Source organism: Alishewanella jeotgali KCTC 22429 (genome assembly GCF_000245735.1).
Classification (GTDB): Bacteria; Pseudomonadota; Gammaproteobacteria; order Enterobacterales; family Alteromonadaceae; genus Alishewanella; species Alishewanella jeotgali.
On the sequence record NZ_AHTH01000012.1, the window covers coordinates 66,066 to 84,609 of the forward strand.

An 18,544-nucleotide genomic window follows, 5' to 3' on the forward strand; every position below is an offset into this window, starting at 1 on the left:
GCTGAGATAATTTTTCTTCCTGGCGGTGCGGCTTGGCTTAGCGCACCTTTTTTTCAGTTTAAACCACTAACCGCGCCGAGGGTGCGCGGAAACAGCACCAGATGGTCTAAATCCAGACGGATGCCAATCTGCTCACCGACAGCATGGTTATGATGGCTGAGCGCCAGACAATAGACCAGTTCGCCACCAGTAAGCGCCAGCGTATACAGGATATGTGAGCCACGAAAGGCCTTATCGGCAACAGTGGCCTGAATCGCACTTTCATCATCGTGCACAATATCGTCCGGCCGGATCAGGACATCAACCTGGTCGCCCGCCTGCACATCCGGCAAATAGCGCTGACGGAAGATGCCAAGGCAGGTTTCCACCCGTTGCTGATCCAACATAGTGCCCGGTAACATTACTCCGCGGCCAACAAAGTCGGCGACAAAGCGGCTGGCCGGACGGTGGTACAGCTCGTACGGCGTCGCCCATTGCTGCAGCTGACCATGTTGCATCACGCCAATCATATCGGCCATCGCAAAGGCTTCAAACTGATCATGGGTTACCAGTACCGCAGTAATCTGTAGCTGTTTTAAAATTTTACGGATATCGCGCGCCAGCACTTCACGAAACTCAGCATCCAGACTGGAGAAAGGCTCATCCAGCAGCAGAACTTTCGGCTCCGGAGCCAGCGCCCGCGCCAGCGCCACCCGTTGTTGCTGGCCACCGGATAACTGATGGATATAACGCTCCCCCAGATCCGGCAAACCAACCAGCTGCAGCAGTTGCTTTACTTTAGCGGCCTTGTCGGCCTTACTGAGCTGCTTTAAGCCAAAACTGATATTGTCGGCCACGGTCAGATGCGGAAACAGCGCAAAATCCTGAAACACCATGCCAATTTTCCGCTGCTCGGGCGCCAGCTGCTGGTTAGCACAACTCACCGTTTGCCCTTGTAGACGAATTTGTCCGCTCTGCGGCGCTTCAAAGCCGGCAATTGCGCGCAAAATAGTGGTTTTGCCGCAGCCTGAAGGGCCGACTAAACAGCCGATCTGCCCCTCTGCCAGCGAAAACGAAATGTCTTTTACTACGGTATGCCGGCCATAAGCGATAGCCAGCTGCTCTAATGCCAACATTATTCTGTTCCTTGCATACGCCGCTCAGTAGAGCGCGCCAGTAAGATCACCGGTAACAAGCCGACCAGCACTATCGCCAGCGCCGGTAAGGCCGCGTCGGCCAGGCGTTCATCAGAAGCCAGTTCATGCGCCCTGACCGCCAGGGTATTAAAGTTAAAGGGCCTTAAGATCAGTGTGGCCGGTAATTCTTTTAATACATCAACAAACACCAGCAGCAGCGCGGTAAAAACACTGCCTTTTAACAGCGGCACATGCACCTTACGCAATACCTGCAGCGGACTATAACCCATAGAGCGGGCGGCGTTATCCATATTGGGTTTGATCCGGGCCAAACCGGCTTCAATACCATGTAAGGATACCGCCAGAAAGCGCACACTGTAGGCCAGCAACAGTGCCGCCAGGGTGCCGGATAACAACAACCCGGTACGGATGCCAAACCATTGCTCGGCCAGCAGATCGACATGACGGTCAAACCAGGCCAATGGGATCATCACGCCAATAGCGATAACAGTACCCGGGACCGCATAGCCCAGCGCCGCCAGTTGCACCGGCAAGCGCACCAGCGGATCGCGTCTTAATCGTTTGGCGTAGGCGAACAACAACGCCAGTAACACCGATAACAACGCGGCCATCGCCGCCAGGGAAAAGCTATTCCACACCAGCTGCCAGAAATTGGCATTCAGGGTCCGCTGCCAGTTGGCCAGCGCCCAGCTGAGTAAGCGCCAGGCCGGTAAGATAAAGCCCAGTACCACCGGTAATAAACATAGCGCCAACAACGTCAGCTGCCGCAAGGGCCCTACCCGCCTAAGCGCCGGCGCACTGTGCTTTTGGCCCTGATGATAATAGCGGACTTTGCGGCGTGACCATTTCTCCAGTAACAGCAAAAACAGCACAAAGCTGGTTAATAACGCCGCTAGCTGGGCGGCCGCCTGAGCACTGCCCATACCAAACCAGGTGCGGAAAATACCGGTGGTAAAGGTTGGCACGCCAAAATACTGCACTGTGCCATAGTCGGCAAAGGCCTCCATCATCGCCAGTGCCATGCCGGTTAAAATAGCAGGCCGGGCCAGCGGCAAAGCCACCTTCCAGAAATGCTGCCGCGGAGTCAGGCCAAGCGTGCGGCTGGCTTCCAGCAAAGACGCCGATTGTTCAGCGAAAGCGTTGCGCGCCAGCATATAAACATAGGGATAAAGTACCAGCGCCAGCATCAGAATAGCGCCACCGAGTGAGCGGATCTCCGGAAACCAATAATCGCCAAAAGACCAGCCAAACCAGGACCGGAGCTGACTTTGTACCGGCCCGGCAAAATCCAGCATGCCGGTATAGGTGTAAGCGATAATATAGGCCGGCATCGCCAGTGGCAGCAGCAACAGCCATTGCAGATAGCGGCGGCCAAAAAATTGATACTGACTAATCAGCCAGGCACTGCCGGTCCCGATTAACAGCGCCCCCAGACCGGTGCCACCAGCCAGCAGCAAAGAGTTCACCACATAGTCGGCCAGCACCGTTTGGCGCAGATGCCGCCAAATTGCGGTTTGCGGTTCCAGCCAGCTGGCGAAGATAATAATAACAGGCAGGGCTAAGAGTAGCGCGGGCAGTAATACTGCCCAGCGCCAACGATCAAACAACAGTGATTTTAGCAAGGGGTTAGTCCCCCTTGCTCTGGCGGTATAATGTTAGCGCCAGCCAGCACGATCCATAACGCGGATTGCTTCGGCATTAAGTTCACCTAACTGCTCCAGCTCTAAATTGTCTGCTTTAAAGGTGCCAAAACCTTCAAGAAGCGTGCTGATTTTCACATCAGCGCGAATTGGATATTCATGATTCGCTTCAGCATACCAGTGTTGCGCTGCCGGCTGTACCATATACTCAAGCAATTTTACCGCATTCTGCTTGTTTGGCGCAAAAGTCGCCACACCGGCACCGGAAATATTGATATGAGCGCCATTACCCTGCTGATCCGGCCAGAACACTTTGACTTTAGAGGCAGCAGCCTGTTCAGCCGGATCGGCTAGCATACCAGCCAGGTAGTAAGTATTCGCTAAGGCAATATCACATACCCCGGCTGCAGCCGCCTTGATCTGATCACGGTCGCCGCCACGCGGTGGCTGGGCAAAGTTCGCCACCAGACCACGCGCCCAGGCTTCGGCCTTTGCTACGCCGTCATGCGCAATAATGGCGGCAATATGCGACTGGTTATAGACATTGTTGGATGAACGCACGCAAATCTTGCCTTTCCACTTCGGATCGGCCAGATCAGCCATGGTTGATAACTGCTTCGGATCAACCTTACCTTCGACATACATAATAGGCCGGGCGCGCACGGTCAGGCCATACCAGACACCAGCCGGATCACGCAGATTAGCCGGGATCTGTTGTTGTAAGGTGTCAGAGGATACGGCCTGTAATACGCCTTGCTGCTTAGCGCGGGCTAACCGGCCAACATCGGTGGTTAACAGCAGATCGGCCGGACTATTGCGACCTTCGCTGCTGATGCGGGTGATCAGCTCATCAGCATTGCCGGTAATTAAGTTGACCTTGATCCCGGTTTCAGCAGTAAATTTGTCCAGTAACGGCTTGATTAGCTCCTCCTGTCGGGCGGAGTAAACATTCACTTCAGCCGCAAAAGCAGCACTGGTGTGTAAAGCACAGGATGCCAGGCTAGCGGCAACCAATAACAGCATTTTATTTAGTTTCATCACAGCTCCGCACTAGGTAATAACGATTGCGCACATCTAAACATAAACAAGAACAATTCTCAATAATAAACTTTGCGCTGGCGCAACTTTTCCGCTGATGTACCTGGCCAGAGCGGTGAATTAACGCTATCTTACATAAGGTAAAGCTAAACTGGAGTCAAAAATGCAAGCAAATGTTGGCGGTATTGATAAGGTAGTGCGCATTATTGTTGGTGTGGTGTTGATTGCAGCAGCCGCCACCAGCATGATTGGCTGGTGGGGTTGGCTGGGCGCCATCCCGCTGCTTACCGGGTTATTTAATTTCTGTCCGGCCTATACCCTGCTGGGTATTAAAACTAACCGCTAAACCTGTCGTTATGGGCTTTAAAATCCGGTACCTGGCGCTGGTAGTCCTGCTGGTACAAACTGGAATGGATAATAAAGTCTGCGGTGGCGATATTACAAGCCACCGGAATATTCCAGACCACGGCCAGCCGGATCAAGGCCTTAACATCCGGGTCGTGCGGCTGCGATGACAGCGGATCCCAGAAAAAGATCAGCCAGTCGATTTGCTGTTCGGCAATTAAAGCGCCGATTTGCTGGTCACCTCCGAGCGGACCACTGGCCAGACACTGCACCTGCTGTTGTAAGCGCTCACTAATCAGTTTGCCGGTGGTACCGGTTGCTACCAGCTTCTTATCCGCAAAAAACAGCCGGTGCCGGTCGATCCAATCCAGTAAAACGGCTTTTTTGCCATCATGCGCGACCAGCGCTATGGTTTTCATCTTGAACCCTCTCCTCTTCTAACCCGATATCCCTGACCTTACACCTAAACAGGGCGTTCTAAAATAGTATTGTGACAGAAAAATCGTCCGCAAATCGGCTCCTTGGCAAGCATCAGCAGCAAGGGGTGCCACCAGTAACAGGCCGCAGCCTTTACATCTGCGGTTATACGCTATAGACTTCAAAAATATGTAGCGATATCTACAAAATATGAATCTATTATTACTTATTTTAACGCTGCCCGCTCAGAATGCTACCGTTCGGATGCGGATATGGCGAACACTGAAAGCAGCGGGTGCCGCTGTATTACGTGACGGTGCTTATCTCCTGCCAGCCCGTCCGCAGCATCAGCAATTATTTGACAGTTTGGCGCAAGATGTGTCGAGTAACGATGGTACTGCTTATGTGCTTGCGGTAAATACCGAGAACCTGACGTTATATAGTAGCCTGTTTGACCGCAGCGACACCTACGCCTCGCTGTTAGCAGAGCTACAGCAGATAAAGGCATTGTCACAACATGCTTTAGCCGAAGCGCTCCGGCAGTTGCGAAAACTGCGTAAACACTTCAGCGCTGTCGTCGCCATCGACTTCTTTCCAGGTGAGGCTCAACTGCAACTCCAGCAGGCGTTACAAGATCTGGAACTCCAGTTAAATCGCCAGTTATCGCCCGATGAACCCCAGACTGGCACAGGTCTGATCCCGAGGTTAGACATTAACCGCTACCGTGGGTGCCTGTGGGCAACCCGAAAACGTCCCTGGGTAGATCGCCTCGCCAGTGCCTGGCTGATTAAAAGGTTTATTGATCGGGATGCCCGTTTTATTTGGTTAGCTGTACCAGAAGATTGCCCCGCCGATGCGCTGGGGTTCGATTTTGATGGTGCAGCCTTTACACATATCAACGGTAAAGTGACCTTTGAAGTGCTACTTGAAAGCTTTAGCTTGGCTCAACCGGGCTTACAGCGCCTGGCTGGGGTAGTGCATTTTCTCGATGTTGGTGGAATTCAACCCGCAGAGGCCAGTGGGCTGGAGCAAATTCTCTGGGGCCTGCGCAACAGTATTGATGATGATGACCAATTGATTACTGCTAGCTATGCGGTGTTCGACGCCATACTGGTCGCCTTTGCAGACAAGGAAAATAATGAAAGAGAGCAATAAAATCACCTCCGATGACCAACTTGATGAGCCGTCAGCCGTTAGCTTCTGGCAGGCCTTGCTCTTTTGGTTAAAGCTGGGATTTATCAGTTTCGGAGGCCCTGCGGGCCAGATCGCCATTATGCATCAAGAGCTGGTTGAACGCAGACGCTGGATCAGTGAGCAGCGCTTTTTACATGCGCTCAATTACTGCATGCTATTGCCAGGCCCGGAAGCACAACAGCTGGCCACTTACCTTGGATGGTTAATGCACCGCACCTGGGGGGGCATAGTTGCGGGTGTCCTCTTTGTTTTGCCATCACTGTTTATTCTTATTGCGCTGTCTTGGGCCTATCTTGTCTATGGCGATGTTGCCTGGGTGGCGGGGCTATTTTACGGCATCAAACCTGCGGTAGCGGCGATCGTTTTTCATGCCGCGCATCGCATAGGTTCGCGAGCGTTAACCAACAATCTGATGTGGGGTATTGCCGCCGCAGCCTTTGTAGCGATATTTGCACTTAACATCCCCTTTCCCTACATCGTTGTGCTGGCCGCTGCTACCGGCTATCTGGGCGGTCGGTGGCTGCCAGCCTACTTTGCAAGCAATAGCGGACACGGCAGTGCGAAAAAATCCGTTGCTAAAGCCTTGATTGACGATCATACCCCTACCCCAGCTCATGCGATTTTTCGTTGGCCGCGCCTGGTGATGATTCTGTGCTGTGGCATGTTACTGTGGGCTATGCCGCTACTGGCACTGTGGGCGTTCTGGGGTTGGGAGCATACGTTCACCCAAATGGCCTGGTTCTTTACCAAAGCCGCCTTACTGACGTTTGGTGGTGCCTATGCCGTGCTGCCTTATGTTTATCAGGGGGCCGTCGGCTACTATGGCTGGCTGACACCGACACAAATGATTGATGGCCTTGCGCTGGGCGAAACCACACCTGGGCCGCTGATTATGATTGTGGCTTTTGTCGGTTTTATTGGCGGTTATGTCAATGCCACCTTTGGTGCTGATATGGCGTTTATTGCCGGCGCACTGGCTGCTGGTATCGTTACCTGGTTTACGTTCCTGCCGTCATTTATTTTTATCTTCGCGGGCGCCCCCTTTATTGAAACAACGCACAACGATCTGAAATTCACCGCGCCTCTGACCGCAATCACGGCAGCCGTCGTTGGGGTCATTTTAAATCTGGCGTTGTTTTTTGGTTATCACATATTATGGCCTGCCGGCTTTGCCGGGCCCTTGGAATGGCTTTCTGCCGCCATTGCTGTGGTAGCAGGTGTAGCGCTGTTTCGCTATAAAATAAATGTGATCAAAGTGATTGCGGTCTCGGCATTCATCGGGCTGGCTTTGTCCTTGCTACAACTTACCTAACCCGCATCAGAATACGGTGCGACGCCGGGTGCCAAGCCAGACAAACTTGGCACAAATTGACCCTTTTTTGTCCTAACCTACGAAAACTAAGTTTGGGTAAGCTCACTTTTACCATCAATGAGGATAGTAAAAGATGCAGAACCCCAATATTACCCTGGCCGCTAGCGCCGCAAATACCGACAAAGGATCGCAGGTCTTCAACGTATTTTTTCTGCTAGGGGAGTCGGCCAACTTAATGGATACCGCCGGCCCCTGGGAAGTATTTCAGGACGCCAACTTATTTAGCTCCCCGCTGTCGTTTCGTTTACACACTATCGCCGCAACGGGCTCACCTCTGACGATGAGCGGTGGTTTTGTCACGGCTACTCATTTTGCCATCACAGACCCACATCCCACAGCTCATATCGTCGTGGTGCCGGCCCAGAAAATGGCATTAAGCTGCCAGGACTGGTTGATAACGCAGGCGAAAAACGGGGCTGTTATCCTATCGGTTTGTACTGGTGCCTTTCACCTGGCCAGAGCCGGTTTACTTGATAGACTGAAGGCCGCTACCCACCATCAGTTCTGGCAACAATTTTCGGATGAGTTTCCACATATCACTCTGATTCGAGATCAGCGATTTATCGATAACGGTCAGATCCTTTGCGCCGGAGGCCTAACCTCTGGTATCGACGCCGCACTCTACTTATTGACCAGGTTAGCAGGTCCTGTCACTGCCCAGCACACTGCTGAGTATTTAGAGCACCATAGTGTCGCGTGGCAGCATGCAGCACGTCAACACACCACGAATATGAAGTTCTGAGGACAACCTAAATGAAAATCTACAAAACCTTTTTAATCGTCACCATGATTATTACGTTAATTATTACCTTGCTCAGTGGTTGTAGCATAAAAGCCAACCCTCGCAACGCTATACATCAATGGCAGGATGAAGAGAGAGTCATCATAGATCCGCAAAGTGGCGTCTCATACTCTCGACAACAAGTCACGGTTACTTCGGGTCAGGATAAGATTGCCGCGGTCTTTATGAAACCCGTAGGCATTCATCAACCACCCGTGATGCTGGTCGTATCAGGCTCCAGAGACGGTATCCTTACACCCGAGAACCCACTTAACCGGGCACTGTTATCTCAAGGTGTCGCCATACTTAATTTAGGCAAAAAAGGCGTTATGCCATCAACCGGCAGTTGGAAAACAGAAAGCTTTTACGACCGAGCGAACAATGTGCTTGCTGCCTTAGATTGGCTGAGTGACCGGCAAGACATTAATCATCAGAAAGTGATTATCTATGGTCACAGTCAAGCCGGCTATGTTGTGCCGTTAATGGCAGACGATCCCAGAATTGCAGGTTTAGTGCTCGCGGCAGCGCCTGTAGAAAGTGTGCGGCAACAAATTCATAGCGACAAAGTAGAAACTGAGATCCGCCAGGGTAAGAGCCAAGCTGCTGCCTATGCTGCAGCTAGTCGCCAGCAAAAAATGCTCGATCTGTTGATGCAGCTTTGCCCGGTAATTAAAGCGCACTACCTCTGTAATATCTATCACTTTGATCCTAAGCCGGCATTGGCGGAAATCCAGAAACCAACCCTGGTACTCTATGCGTCAAACGACCCTATGGTCCCCCCCCGTCAAAACATGGCACCAATGGCCGAGTTGCTAAAACGCAATTCTGAAGCTCAAATAGTACTAATTTCTGGTGGTAATCATATGTTCTGGGACAGCAGAACAGGCTTGCCGGAGGAATATATGTCATTGATTGGGCCACCTGCGGAGTTCCCTCTCGCAAACCCCAATAACACCGATCACATCCGGCTCGCAGAATTAGCGGCAAATCGGGTTAAAATTTCTCCGGGTTTTCAGGAAGCCGTACTGCAGTTTGTGAAAAAGGTGGTGTTGTAACGCAGCTAAAAGGGAAAGCTAAGACTCAAGCCCATCTTCAATCATCTTGAGTTTTGAATGGCGCCAACGGAATGGCGCTGTAACGCCCGCCTTAAATGCTGTTCACTGCTAAAACCTGACTGTCGTGCGATATCTTTATGTGAGCTAACTCCCGTTTCCATTAACCGGAGGGCCTCTTCAGTTCTGACTTGATTGATATAGTCTGCCACTGTTACATCAGTGTGCTCCTTAAACTGTCTGGCAAAGTGTCTGGAGCTCATTGCCATTCTTTCCGCTAGGGAGTTTACAGTCAAATTACCAGCCAGATTTTGTAATATCCAAAGTTGAAGATCACCAAAGCGGTCCGTACGTTTCTCAGCCTCCAGAAAGCGACTTTTTTGTGGTTGAGTCGCGCCACGTCTACGCTCTAACAACAGTTGCTCAGCAACCGCCGTAGCGACTGATTTTCCATAATCTTGCTCAACCAACGCCAATGCCATGTCGATACCCGCGGTTACACCGGCAGAGGTAAAAATGTTGTCACTTTGCACAAACAGCACATTATTCCTGACCTCACAATTTTTAGTATTAGCGGCCAGGAGCTGCAGATACTCCCAATGTGTCGTGGCGGCATGGCCATCCAGTATGCCTGCAGCGGCAAGAACCAAGGCTCCCGTGCATATCGAGCCCAGCCTTTCACAATTCTGACGTTGGGCCTGTAACCAACGAAGAATTACTTCATTTTGCATTGCATTGCTAAACCCGATACCGCCGGTCACCAATAGCGTGTCACATCCGGTAAAGCTGGCAAAACTCTGCCCGGCTTGCATAGCTAGTCCACCGGAGGTCTTTACCAACCCTTGTTTCTCTGCCACCAGTTCGATAGTGTATGCCTGTGCGGAATAATGCCCCTGCAGAGTTAACCAGCGACTGGTCCTGGCAAAGACCTCTAACGGGCCGGCAATATCCAGAATTTGGGCATCCGGATACACTAACATTGCAACCTTATGCGTATCTTTTTTTACAAACATAAGCTTTTGTTCTGCGTTCTCACCTGATCAGATATTGGCACAATTTGACCGTCTTTTGTCCTAACCTGCAAAAAGAATATTTCGGTAAGCTGTCTTTCAGGGGCATATCGGACTTGCGTACTGATACCTGGCCACATAATGCCCACTACTGAGCCTAAGCTTGCAGACCTGAGGACGATCTAATGACACTGTACAAAGTTTTAGTCACAATAACCGCGATTATTGCGTTACTTATCGCTTTACTTGCTGGCGATAAGATCACATTAATCCCAAACAGCACGCTACATCAATCATCTGATAAGCAGAGCATCTTGTCAGCTCAACCAAGCGGCACATCTTACTATCAACTCCAGATTACCGTTGACGTGAGAAAGTGCGATTAAGCCTGGTGTTCTTCATGAAAATAGTTCGCAAAAATGAGCTAAGGTTTCGCTAATGACCAAATTTATCCTTTTTATCGCCTTTGTGCTGCTGGTGACCGGATGTGCTGCCAGTACGAAACTTACAGCCAGATATGCGCCCGACGAAGTAACCCTGGCGCTGACAGGGCGTCTGGTTATTGGCATAGGTAACCAAGTGCTGGAACAACAACAGCTGCTGTTGGCAGGGGAGCGCATTGTCTGTGTCGGTTCAGTCAAACAATGCCCATTGCCTGATGGGGTACCTCATATTGATGCCGGCGATGGCACCATGCTACCGGGACTAATTGATTTACATGTGCATTTACGCGCGCATTACCTTGACTGGTTTTTAGCTGCTGGCGTGACCAGTGTGCGGGATGCCAACAATGCCATGTCGCAGATAGAAACCTTACTGGCAATAGAAAAACGACCGCGGCTTTTCTGGACCGGGCCTTTACTAGATGGCAGTAACACTGTAATGCGCCACTTCGGCGCGGATGGCGTGGTAAAACCAGGCGCTGAGCAGCAGCACACCGCCTGGACTCTAGATGTGGCGACGGCGGCAGAGGCAGAGCAAGCCGTGCGTTGGCTGGCCAGTCAGGGGGCCAGTTTTGTAAAACTTTACGAGCAACTGGAACCTGAAGTGTATCAAGCGGCTGCCACAGAGGCCCGGGCGCAGGGCATGCGCATTATGACTGATCTGGGTATGCATAATACTCGGGGGTTAACCGCGGCTAAAGTTGATGCGCTGCAAGCTATTACGGCGGGTGTTCATACCATCGAGCATGCCAGCGGCTATGCACTGGCCTACCAGCGCTTGGGAGGCGATCCAAATCGCTTACCTTTCGATGAGGCTCTAATTGAGCAATTAGCGCAAGCCACCGTCCGTGCAGGTGTCGCTATAGTACCAACCCTATCTGTTTCCTACAGTTTTGCCGATGATGTTGACCAGATTGATGATTTACCCGCTGCGCGGCAGCTTAAAGCCAACCAGGAAATGTTCAGCTGGTATCAGCAAACTGCGCAGGGCCGGGCCGGGCACAATGAATCGTCCAAACTTAGCCACCTTCTGGCCGCGACGGTGGTAAAACGAGTACATCAGCTGGGCGGTATTATTGGTGCGGGTTCAGATGCGCCAGCCGGTGTTTGGAATCTGCCAGGTGGCGGCATTCACCGTGAGCTTGAGTTATTGGTTCGGCATGGTCTGACACCGATCGAGGCTTTAGAAACTGCCACGAGGACAGCGGCCGATATTCTGGGATGTCAGGATCTTGGTCGCATCACTGAAGGCGCCTTAGCGGACATTATTATCGTTGCCGGCAATCCGGTTTTGGACATTAAGCAGAGCCGTCAGCTAAGTTGGGTTATAAAAAATGGGGTGATTGTCAAAGCGCCCGCCTTCGCCGAAAGCCCAGAGGAATAACCAACCTAGCAGACTCGTTTCTGGACGAGAATATCAGAGAAAAAAAAGCCCCGACAAGCGGGGCAAAACAACCAAGGTCCACGTATAACATCATTATTGGTCAGGTGTCAGGCGGCACACTGTGTCTGGCCTGACGACCTGTAACCACATCATTCTTTGCGCGCTGGCTTAATTTGCCTCGACAATGCGTTTCATTGCTGTCATATAGCCGCGTAATTTTTTACCTACCACTTCCACCGGATGCTGGCGGATGGCTTCATTGACAGCAATCAGCTTCAGGTTATCGACACCATTTTGACTGCCGCTTAAACCCTTACCGATATATTCACTGCTTAAACTATTTACCTTATCGCGCAGCAAAGGTACTGCAGCATGAGCAAACAGGTAGTTACCGTACTCAGCCGTATCCGAAATCACCACGTTCATTTCATACAAGCGCTTACGGGCGATGGTATTGGCAATCAGTGGCGTTTCATGCAGCGACTCATAGTAAGCCGACTCTTCGATAATGCCGGCATCGACCATGGTTTCAAAGGCCAGTTCTACCCCGGCTTTTACCATGGCCACTAACAGGATGCCGCGGTCAAAGTATTCTTGTTCGCTGATCTGCTCGCTGGATACCGGTGCCTGTTCAAAGCCCGAGTCACGGGTTTGCTCACGCCAGGTCAGCAGGTTTTTATCATCATTAGCCCAGTCTGCCATCATAGTGCGGGAGAACTCGCCACTGATAATGTCGTCCATATGTTTCTCAAACAGCGGACGTAAGGTGCCTTTTAACTCTTCTGCCAGATCATAAGCTTTGATCTTGGCCGGATTGCTCAGCCGGTCCATCATATTGGTGATGCCGCCGTGCTTTAAGGCTTCGGTTACGGTTTCCCAGCCATACTGAATCAGTTTGGCGGCATAACCGGCTTCCATACCATCGGCAACCATCTTGTCAAAGGCCAGAATCGCGCCGGTTTGCAACATGCCACACAGAATGGTCTGTTCGCCCATTAAATCGGATTTTACTTCGGCAACGAAGGACGACTCTAATACCCCGGCCCGATCACCGCCGGTCGCGGAAGCATAGGCTTTGGCAATTTCCAGCCCCTGACCTTTAGGATCGTTCTCCGGATGCACTGCTATTAAGGTCGGTACGCCGAAGCCGCGCTTATATTCTTCCCGTACTTCGGTGCCCGGACACTTAGGTGCCACCATAATCACCGTAATATCAGGCCGGATCTGCTTACCCTCTTCGACAATATTAAAGCCGTGCGAGTAAGCCAGGGTCGCGCCCTGCTTCATCAGCGGCATAATGGCATCCACTACGCTGCTATGCTGCTTATCCGGGGTCAGGTTTAATACCAGATCTGCACCTGGAATTAACTGCTGATAAGTACCGACAGTAAAGCCATTGCTGCTGGCTTTCTGGTACGAAGCCCGCTTTTCGGCGATGGCTTCATCACGCAGCGCATAGCTGATGTTTAACCCTGAGTCGCGCATATTCAGCCCTTGATTCAGGCCCTGCGCGCCACAACCGACGATCACTATATTCCAATCTTTGATAAAGCTGCAGCCGTTAGCAAACTCAGCTTTGTCCATAAAACGGCACTGGCCTAACTGGCGTAACTGCTGGCGTAAATTTAAGGTATTAAAGTAATTGCTCATCGTCAGTTCCAACATTCGTGCTGTGGCTGTTGCCAACAGGAGCAGCGGGGTTTTCATCAGGGATGCGCTGCTTTGATGAAATTAGTCTATAACGCGACTTTTATTGCGTGAAGTGATATATTTTCAATACTGCATTTCATATTCTGCAATAAAGATGGATATCCGTAGCGCACAACTGTTTTTACATCTGGCCAGCAGCCTGAATTATGCCCGCACCAGCGAGCAAATGTTTGTTAGCCCCTCCACCCTGACTCGGGTGATCCAACGGCTGGAAGAAGAGCTTGGCAGCAGCTTATTTGAACGCGATAACAGAACAGTGAAACTGACCACGGCCGGCAGCCGCTTTCAACGCTTTGTAAGGCTGTGGCTGGATGAATGGCATCAGCTGCAACTGGATTTACAGCTAGCCAGCAGCGAGCTTAGCGGTACCTTAAGGATTTACTGTACCGTTACCGCCAGCTATAGCCATCTGCCGGCGCTGCTGGATAAATTTCGCCTGCACTGCCCAAAGGCAGAAATTCAGCTGAGTACCGGTGATGCGGCGCAGGCTATTGACCGCATTAAGCAGGATGAAGCCGATGTTGCTATCGCCGCCCGCCCGGAGCAGCTGCCAACTACCATGTACTTTCAAAGCATTGCCAGCCTGCCGGTGCGGTTGATTGCACCTGTGATCCCGTGCCGGGTTAATGATTTACTGGCCGGTGCAGAGGTAAACTGGAATGAGATACCGCTGATCCTGCCCGAGCATGGTCCGGCGCGTAGTCGTTTTGACCGTTGGCTGAAAGACTGCAATATTAATCCGGCTGTAGTGGCCAAGGTTGATGGCCACGAAGCCCTGGTGTCGATGGTGGCATTAGGCAGCGGTGTCAGCATAGTGCCGGATCCGGTGTTGCAGCATAGCCCGGTAAAAGAGCGGGTTCGGGTGTTGGAACATCAATATCCGTTTCAGCCGTTTGACCTGGGGATCTGTATGCTGGCAAAGCGGCAGCAGGAACCGCTGATAAAAAGCTTTTGGCAGCTGGCGCAAAAAAGCTGACAGCCAATGTTGGTCACACCGGCATCGCGCCAACTTTGCAGCAGCTAAAACAAGATTGGAAATACCTAACAGGATAAGATGCATAAAGCCGGGAAACCCGGCTTTATTGACTTACATTACTTCACGACTTTCAGGTGGCTGCCGCGCCCTGGCTTAGGCGGCTCTGGCGGCAAGTCATCCGGCGTAGCATCAGAAACAAAATCCTGATCATCCTCTTCGTCTTCCTCTAACGTAAAGACAGTGCCGGCACCGTTTTCACGGGCATAGATAGCCAGCACGGCTTTTACCGGAATCGACAGCGCAAAAGGCTGACCACTAAAGCGGGCATTAAAGGTGATTAACTCATTGCCCAGCTGCAGATTACCAATGGCAGAAGGCAGAATATTCAGCACGATCTGACCATTTTGCACAAATTGCTGCGGCACCTTGACCGCCGGATAGGTTGCATCGACCACCAGATAAGGCGTGCACTTGTTATCGACTATCCAGTCGTAAAAGGCGCGCAATAAATAGGGCCGGTTGGCCGTCATCTTTTGCATCAGAGCGGCATCCCCTTACGAATTTCGCGCTCAGCTTCTGTTAACGAGGCCTGGAACGCATCGCGTTCAAAAATGCGGTTCATATAGGTTTTCAGTTGTTTGCTACCGCTGCCGTTTAACTCAATACCCAGTAAAGGTAAGCGCCACAGCAACACAGCCATATAACAGTCAACCAGGCCAAACTCTTCACTCATAAAAAACGGCGCTTCACTAAACAGCGGTGCAATCGACAGCAGTCCTTCTTTTAACTCCTGACGCGCAATGGCCGCTTCGTCATCACCCTGCAGAATTTTCTCTGCCAGGCTGTACCAGTCATGCTTAATGCGATACATCATTAAGCGCGCCTGACCACGGGCAACCGGATAAACCGGCATCAGTGGTGGATGCGGGAAGCGCTCGTCCAGGTACTCCATAATGATATCTGCCTGATACAGCGCCAGTTCGCGATCCAGTAAGGTTGGCAGGCTGCCATAGGGGTTAACTTCGTAAAGATCTTCCGGCACGTTGTCCGGCGTTACCTGGAGAATATCAACCGTTACGCCTTTTTCCGCTAGCACTATGCGGACCTGATGACTACACATATCATCAACAGCTGAAAATAATGTCATCACAGGGCGTTTATTGGCAATGATCGCCATCTATTCCTCCGGTACAGTTAAAACGGCAAGGGGGCACAAGGCCCCCGATAGTAACTATTTTAAAAACAAATGCTTAGTGAACATCTTTCCAATATTCTTTCTTCAGCAGGTAAGCCAGCACGAAGAAGATCAATAAGAAGATCATCACCTTGATCCCCAAAGAGCGGGCTTCCAGTTTGGTTGGCTCGCCAGTGTAAACCATATAGTTCACCAAATCGGCCACTGCACGATCATACTCTTCCGGGCTCAGCTCACCGCTGCCGTCAGTACGGATACCAACGTAGATTTCTTTCGGCTGACCATCCACCAGGCGGGTTTCATACGCCTGATAAGGTACGCCTTGCAACTCTTGCAACACATGCGGCATACCCACCAACGGGAATACCTTGTTGTTAACACCAAACGGACGGCTGTCATCAACATAGAAGGTACGCAGATAAGTATATAACCAATCAGCACCGCGCACCCGGGCAACGTTAGTCAGATCCGGTGGTAATACGCCGAATGAATTTTCAGCATAGTCCGCTGGCATCGCATTAGTAATATGATCACCGACTTTTTCACCGGTAAACATCAGATGCTCCATGCCCAGCTCTTCCGGAATACCCAGATCCCGGAAAGTGCGTGAATAGCGTTGGTACTGCATCTGGTGGCAACCCAGACAATAGTTCTGGAATAACTTGGCACCATTTTGTAACGATGCGGTATCCCGTAGATCGATTGGCGCCTTGTCCAGCGGAATCGTCGGGCCCGCCGCCATTGCCAGCGATGAGGCTAATAATGCAACAGCAGAAAGTAACTTTTTCATCATCAGGTTAACCTCACTGGCAGTGGTTTGGTTTTCTCATTTTTACTGTATAACCACAGCAAACCGAAGAACGCGAAATAGGTAAATGAGAAGATCTGAGACAACACGGTATAAGTTGGTGTCGCAGGTAACACACCCAGAATACCCAGCGCTACAAAGCTGATGCAGAACATCACCAGGTTCCAGCGGTGCAGTTCACAACGGTAACGCACAGAGCGTACCTTGCCACGGTCAATCCACGGCAGTAACGCCAGTGCCAGGATGGCCAGGAACATCGCGATAGCGCCTAGTAACGGATCCGGAATAGCACGTAAGATGGCATAGAATGGCGTGAAGTACCAAACTGGTGCAATATGCTCAGGCGTCTTCATTGGGTTAGCCACTTCAAAGTTTGGCGGCTCCAGGAAGAAACCACCGCCCTCAGGCACAAAGAAGATCACAAAAGCAAAGGCTAACAGGAAGCCGGCAACACCCACTAAGTCTTTTACGGTGTAGTACGGGTGGAATGGGATCGCATCGACAATCACTTTCTTGCCACCTTTGGTGAAATACTGGTGGAAAGTAAACTTTTTGTCGGCTTCAGTCAGTTCAACAGAACCATCGTTATCGCGTTTGATATCGATACCGTCCGGGTTGTTCGAACCCACTTCATGCAGTGCCATAATGTGCAGGAACACCAGGATCACCAACACCAGTGGTAAGGCAATAACATGCAGCGCAAAGAAGCGGTTTAAGGTAGCACCAGAGATAACATAGTCACCGCGGATCCACAGCGTTAAATCATCGCCAATAAACGGAATAACACCGAAGATCGAGATAATTACCTGCGCACCCCAGAACGACATCTGGCCCCATGGCAGCATATAACCCATGAAAGCTTCTGCCATCAGAACTAAGAAGATCAGCATACCGAAGATCCACAGCAGTTCGCGTGGCTTCTGGTAAGAGCCGTACATCATACCGCGCAGCATATGCAGGTAGACCACGACGAAGAAGGCTGAGGCACCGGTTGAATGCATATAACGCAGTAACCAGCCGTACTCGACATCACGCATGATGTATTCGATAGAGGCAAAAGCACCTTCGGCTGATGGCTCATAGTTCATGGTCAGCCAGATACCGGTGACGATCTGGTTTACCAGCACTAACATCGCCAGCGAGCCGAAAAAGTACCAGAAGTTAAAGTTTTTTGGTGCCGGATACTGCATCACATGCAGGTTCATCTTATCCATAAAGGGTAAGCGGTACTCAATCCAGCTCATCATATTCTTAAACATCAGGCAGCCCCCTCGTCTTCACCGATCAGCACGGTGTTGTCATCGATAAACATATACGGAGGAATCATCAGGTTGGTTGGGGCAGGTACGTTCTGGAACACCCGGCCAGCCATGTCAAAACGGGAACCGTGGCAAGGACAGAAGAAACCAGAGCGGATGCCTTCAACCTGTGCCGCAAAGTCACTTGGCAGATAGGTTGGTGAACAGCCCAGGTGAGTACAGATCCCGACGGCAATAAAAATTTCCGGCTTGATGGAACGATGACGGTTCTGGGCATAAGCGGGCTGTTGCGGCTCCTTGGAACCTGGATCCCGTAAGCGGTTCTCGGTATCGGCCAGTTGGGCCAGCATTTCTTCGGTACGCTTTACGATCCACACCGGGCGACCACGCCACTCTACGCGGATTAGTTGCCCATCTTCGAGTTTACTGATGTCAGCACTAACTGCCGCACCGGCTTGTTTAGCCCGTTCACTCGGATTCCAGGACGCAATAAAGGGCACAGCAGCTCCTATGGCACCAACGCCCCCCACAACAGAGGTTGCAATGGTCAGGAAGCGGCGGCGACCATGATCTACAGGCGCATTGCTCATCCACTCATCTCCACATTGAAACGCTTAACGATTAAAAATTAAGCGGCTGAAATTCAGCATTATTATAATTACAAAATATTGCCGATCATAATGAAAAGCCTTGCGTTGCACAAGGATTAAGGCGCGCTGAACACCTAATATCTTAGTCTGATTGTAAAGTCGCAGTGCCAGCTCATCACGGTTGCTAACCGGCA

The 18,544-nt window shown here is 51.2% G+C and carries 18 protein-coding genes; 7 read left to right on the forward strand and 11 right to left on the reverse strand.

Features of this window, described 5'->3' with window-relative positions:
• Positions 1–53: 53 nt before the first annotated feature.
• The 3 genes from AJE_RS06175 to AJE_RS06185 are packed head-to-tail and all read right to left on the reverse strand — an operon-like array spanning position 54 to position 3,814.
• Entirely contained in the window at positions 54–1,115 is a 1,062-nt protein-coding gene (locus AJE_RS06175) for an ABC transporter ATP-binding protein (RefSeq protein WP_008950129.1), read from the reverse strand.
• Positions 1,115–2,758: an ABC transporter permease gene (locus AJE_RS06180; protein WP_008950130.1), complete on the reverse strand. Its 1,644-nt coding sequence runs from the start codon at positions 2,756–2,758 to the stop codon at positions 1,115–1,117. Before AJE_RS06180 ends, AJE_RS06175 begins: the two co-directional genes overlap by 1 nt.
• Before the next feature lie 33 nt (positions 2,759–2,791).
• Positions 2,792–3,814: a Fe(3+) ABC transporter substrate-binding protein gene (locus tag AJE_RS06185; RefSeq protein WP_008950131.1), complete on the reverse strand. Its 1,023-nt coding sequence runs from the start codon at positions 3,812–3,814 to the stop codon at positions 2,792–2,794.
• 163 nt (positions 3,815–3,977) lie between these two features.
• Here AJE_RS06185 and AJE_RS06190 point away from each other — a divergent pair, with 163 nt between their 5' ends.
• On the forward strand, positions 3,978–4,160 hold the full coding sequence (locus AJE_RS06190) for a YgaP family membrane protein (protein ID WP_008950132.1): 183 nt from the start codon (positions 3,978–3,980) through the stop codon (positions 4,158–4,160).
• Here the strand turns inward: AJE_RS06190 and AJE_RS06195 are convergent.
• A complete protein-coding gene (locus tag AJE_RS06195; protein ID WP_008950133.1) occupies positions 4,150–4,578 on the reverse strand; it encodes a methylglyoxal synthase in 429 nt (142 codons plus the stop codon). The genes AJE_RS06190 and AJE_RS06195 overlap by 11 nt on opposite strands.
• Positions 4,579–4,840: 262 nt before the next feature.
• Between AJE_RS06195 and AJE_RS06200 the strand changes: the two genes are divergently transcribed.
• The 4 genes from AJE_RS06200 to AJE_RS06215 all read left to right on the forward strand — a co-directional run bounded on the left by AJE_RS06200 (position 4,841) and on the right by AJE_RS06215 (position 8,978).
• A complete protein-coding gene (locus AJE_RS06200) occupies positions 4,841–5,731 on the forward strand; it encodes a chromate resistance protein ChrB domain-containing protein (RefSeq protein WP_237709315.1) in 891 nt (296 codons plus the stop codon).
• On the forward strand, positions 5,715–7,082 hold the full coding sequence (chrA, locus tag AJE_RS06205) for a chromate efflux transporter (RefSeq protein WP_008950135.1): 1,368 nt from the start codon (positions 5,715–5,717) through the stop codon (positions 7,080–7,082). The genes AJE_RS06200 and chrA overlap by 17 nt, the downstream gene beginning before the upstream one ends.
• Before the next feature lie 133 nt (positions 7,083–7,215).
• A complete protein-coding gene (locus AJE_RS17935; RefSeq protein ID WP_008950136.1) occupies positions 7,216–7,884 on the forward strand; it encodes a GlxA family transcriptional regulator in 669 nt (222 codons plus the stop codon).
• An 11-nt stretch (positions 7,885–7,895) separates the two neighbouring features.
• Positions 7,896–8,978, forward strand: a complete 1,083-nt coding sequence (locus AJE_RS06215; RefSeq protein ID WP_008950137.1) for an alpha/beta hydrolase family protein — start codon at positions 7,896–7,898, stop codon at positions 8,976–8,978.
• 41 nt (positions 8,979–9,019) lie between these two features.
• On the opposite strand, the gene AJE_RS06220 is transcribed toward AJE_RS06215, so the two are convergent.
• Positions 9,020–9,988 carry a GlxA family transcriptional regulator gene (locus AJE_RS06220; RefSeq protein ID WP_008950138.1) on the reverse strand — a complete coding sequence of 323 codons (969 nt, stop codon included), beginning with the start codon at positions 9,986–9,988 and terminating at the stop codon, positions 9,020–9,022.
• 435 nt (positions 9,989–10,423) lie between these two features.
• Here AJE_RS06220 and AJE_RS06230 point away from each other — a divergent pair, with 435 nt between their 5' ends.
• Positions 10,424–11,812, forward strand: coding sequence for an amidohydrolase family protein (locus AJE_RS06230; protein WP_008950140.1), 1,389 nt, complete (start codon positions 10,424–10,426; stop codon positions 11,810–11,812).
• A 168-nt stretch (positions 11,813–11,980) separates the two neighbouring features.
• Here the strand turns inward: AJE_RS06230 and ilvC are convergent, their stop codons facing one another.
• Positions 11,981–13,462, reverse strand: coding sequence for a ketol-acid reductoisomerase (gene ilvC / locus AJE_RS06235; RefSeq protein WP_008950141.1), 1,482 nt, complete (start codon positions 13,460–13,462; stop codon positions 11,981–11,983).
• Between the two features lie 154 nt (positions 13,463–13,616).
• Here ilvC and ilvY point away from each other — a divergent pair, with 154 nt between their 5' ends.
• Positions 13,617–14,498 carry an HTH-type transcriptional activator IlvY gene (gene ilvY / locus AJE_RS06240; RefSeq protein WP_008950142.1) on the forward strand — a complete coding sequence of 294 codons (882 nt, stop codon included), beginning with the start codon at positions 13,617–13,619 and terminating at the stop codon, positions 14,496–14,498.
• 116 nt (positions 14,499–14,614) lie between these two features.
• On the opposite strand, the gene AJE_RS06245 is transcribed toward ilvY, so the two are convergent.
• From AJE_RS06245 to petA, 5 genes are all read right to left on the reverse strand, one after another.
• Entirely contained in the window at positions 14,615–15,028 is a 414-nt protein-coding gene (locus AJE_RS06245) for a ClpXP protease specificity-enhancing factor (RefSeq protein ID WP_039924974.1), read from the reverse strand.
• Positions 15,029–15,036: 8 nt separating this feature from the next.
• Positions 15,037–15,675 carry a stringent starvation protein SspA gene (gene sspA, locus AJE_RS06250; protein ID WP_008606891.1) on the reverse strand — a complete coding sequence of 213 codons (639 nt, stop codon included), beginning with the start codon at positions 15,673–15,675 and terminating at the stop codon, positions 15,037–15,039.
• Between the two features lie 73 nt (positions 15,676–15,748).
• Complete coding sequence (locus AJE_RS06255; protein WP_039928163.1) at positions 15,749–16,483, reverse strand: cytochrome c1; 735 nt, start codon at positions 16,481–16,483, stop codon at positions 15,749–15,751.
• Between the two features lie 2 nt (positions 16,484–16,485).
• Complete coding sequence (locus AJE_RS06260) at positions 16,486–17,748, reverse strand: cytochrome b (protein WP_420167169.1); 1,263 nt, start codon at positions 17,746–17,748, stop codon at positions 16,486–16,488.
• An 11-nt stretch (positions 17,749–17,759) separates the two neighbouring features.
• Positions 17,760–18,350 carry a ubiquinol-cytochrome c reductase iron-sulfur subunit gene (gene petA / locus AJE_RS06265; RefSeq protein WP_008606888.1) on the reverse strand — a complete coding sequence of 197 codons (591 nt, stop codon included), beginning with the start codon at positions 18,348–18,350 and terminating at the stop codon, positions 17,760–17,762.
• Positions 18,351–18,544: the final 194 nt, after the last annotated feature.

Bases quoted from the DNA above. Each gene is read 5' to 3' on its own strand.
- AJE_RS06175 (WP_008950129.1), bottom strand. From the start codon at position 1,115: ATGTTGGCATTAGAGCAGCTGGCTATCGCTTATGGCCGGCATACCGTA.
- AJE_RS06185 (WP_008950131.1), bottom strand. From the start codon at position 3,814: ATGAAACTAAATAAAATGCTGTTATTGGTTGCCGCTAGCCTGGCATCC.
- AJE_RS06190 (WP_008950132.1), top strand. From the start codon at position 3,978: ATGCAAGCAAATGTTGGCGGTATTGATAAGGTAGTGCGCATTATTGTT.
- AJE_RS06195 (WP_008950133.1), bottom strand. From the start codon at position 4,578: ATGAAAACCATAGCGCTGGTCGCGCATGATGGCAAAAAAGCCGTTTTA.
- AJE_RS06200 (WP_237709315.1), top strand. From the start codon at position 4,841: ATGCGGATATGGCGAACACTGAAAGCAGCGGGTGCCGCTGTATTACGT.
- chrA (WP_008950135.1), top strand. From the start codon at position 5,715: ATGAAAGAGAGCAATAAAATCACCTCCGATGACCAACTTGATGAGCCG.
- AJE_RS17935 (WP_008950136.1), top strand. From the start codon at position 7,216: ATGCAGAACCCCAATATTACCCTGGCCGCTAGCGCCGCAAATACCGAC.
- AJE_RS06215 (WP_008950137.1), top strand. From the start codon at position 7,896: ATGAAAATCTACAAAACCTTTTTAATCGTCACCATGATTATTACGTTA.
- AJE_RS06220 (WP_008950138.1), bottom strand. From the start codon at position 9,988: ATGTTTGTAAAAAAAGATACGCATAAGGTTGCAATGTTAGTGTATCCG.
- AJE_RS06230 (WP_008950140.1), top strand. From the start codon at position 10,424: ATGACCAAATTTATCCTTTTTATCGCCTTTGTGCTGCTGGTGACCGGA.
- ilvC (WP_008950141.1), bottom strand. From the start codon at position 13,462: ATGAGCAATTACTTTAATACCTTAAATTTACGCCAGCAGTTACGCCAG.
- ilvY (WP_008950142.1), top strand. From the start codon at position 13,617: ATGGATATCCGTAGCGCACAACTGTTTTTACATCTGGCCAGCAGCCTG.
- AJE_RS06245 (WP_039924974.1), bottom strand. From the start codon at position 15,028: ATGACGGCCAACCGGCCCTATTTATTGCGCGCCTTTTACGACTGGATA.
- sspA (WP_008606891.1), bottom strand. From the start codon at position 15,675: ATGGCGATCATTGCCAATAAACGCCCTGTGATGACATTATTTTCAGCT.
- AJE_RS06255 (WP_039928163.1), bottom strand. From the start codon at position 16,483: ATGAAAAAGTTACTTTCTGCTGTTGCATTATTAGCCTCATCGCTGGCA.
- AJE_RS06260 (WP_420167169.1), bottom strand. From the start codon at position 17,748: ATGATGAGCTGGATTGAGTACCGCTTACCCTTTATGGATAAGATGAAC.
- petA (WP_008606888.1), bottom strand. From the start codon at position 18,350: ATGAGCAATGCGCCTGTAGATCATGGTCGCCGCCGCTTCCTGACCATT.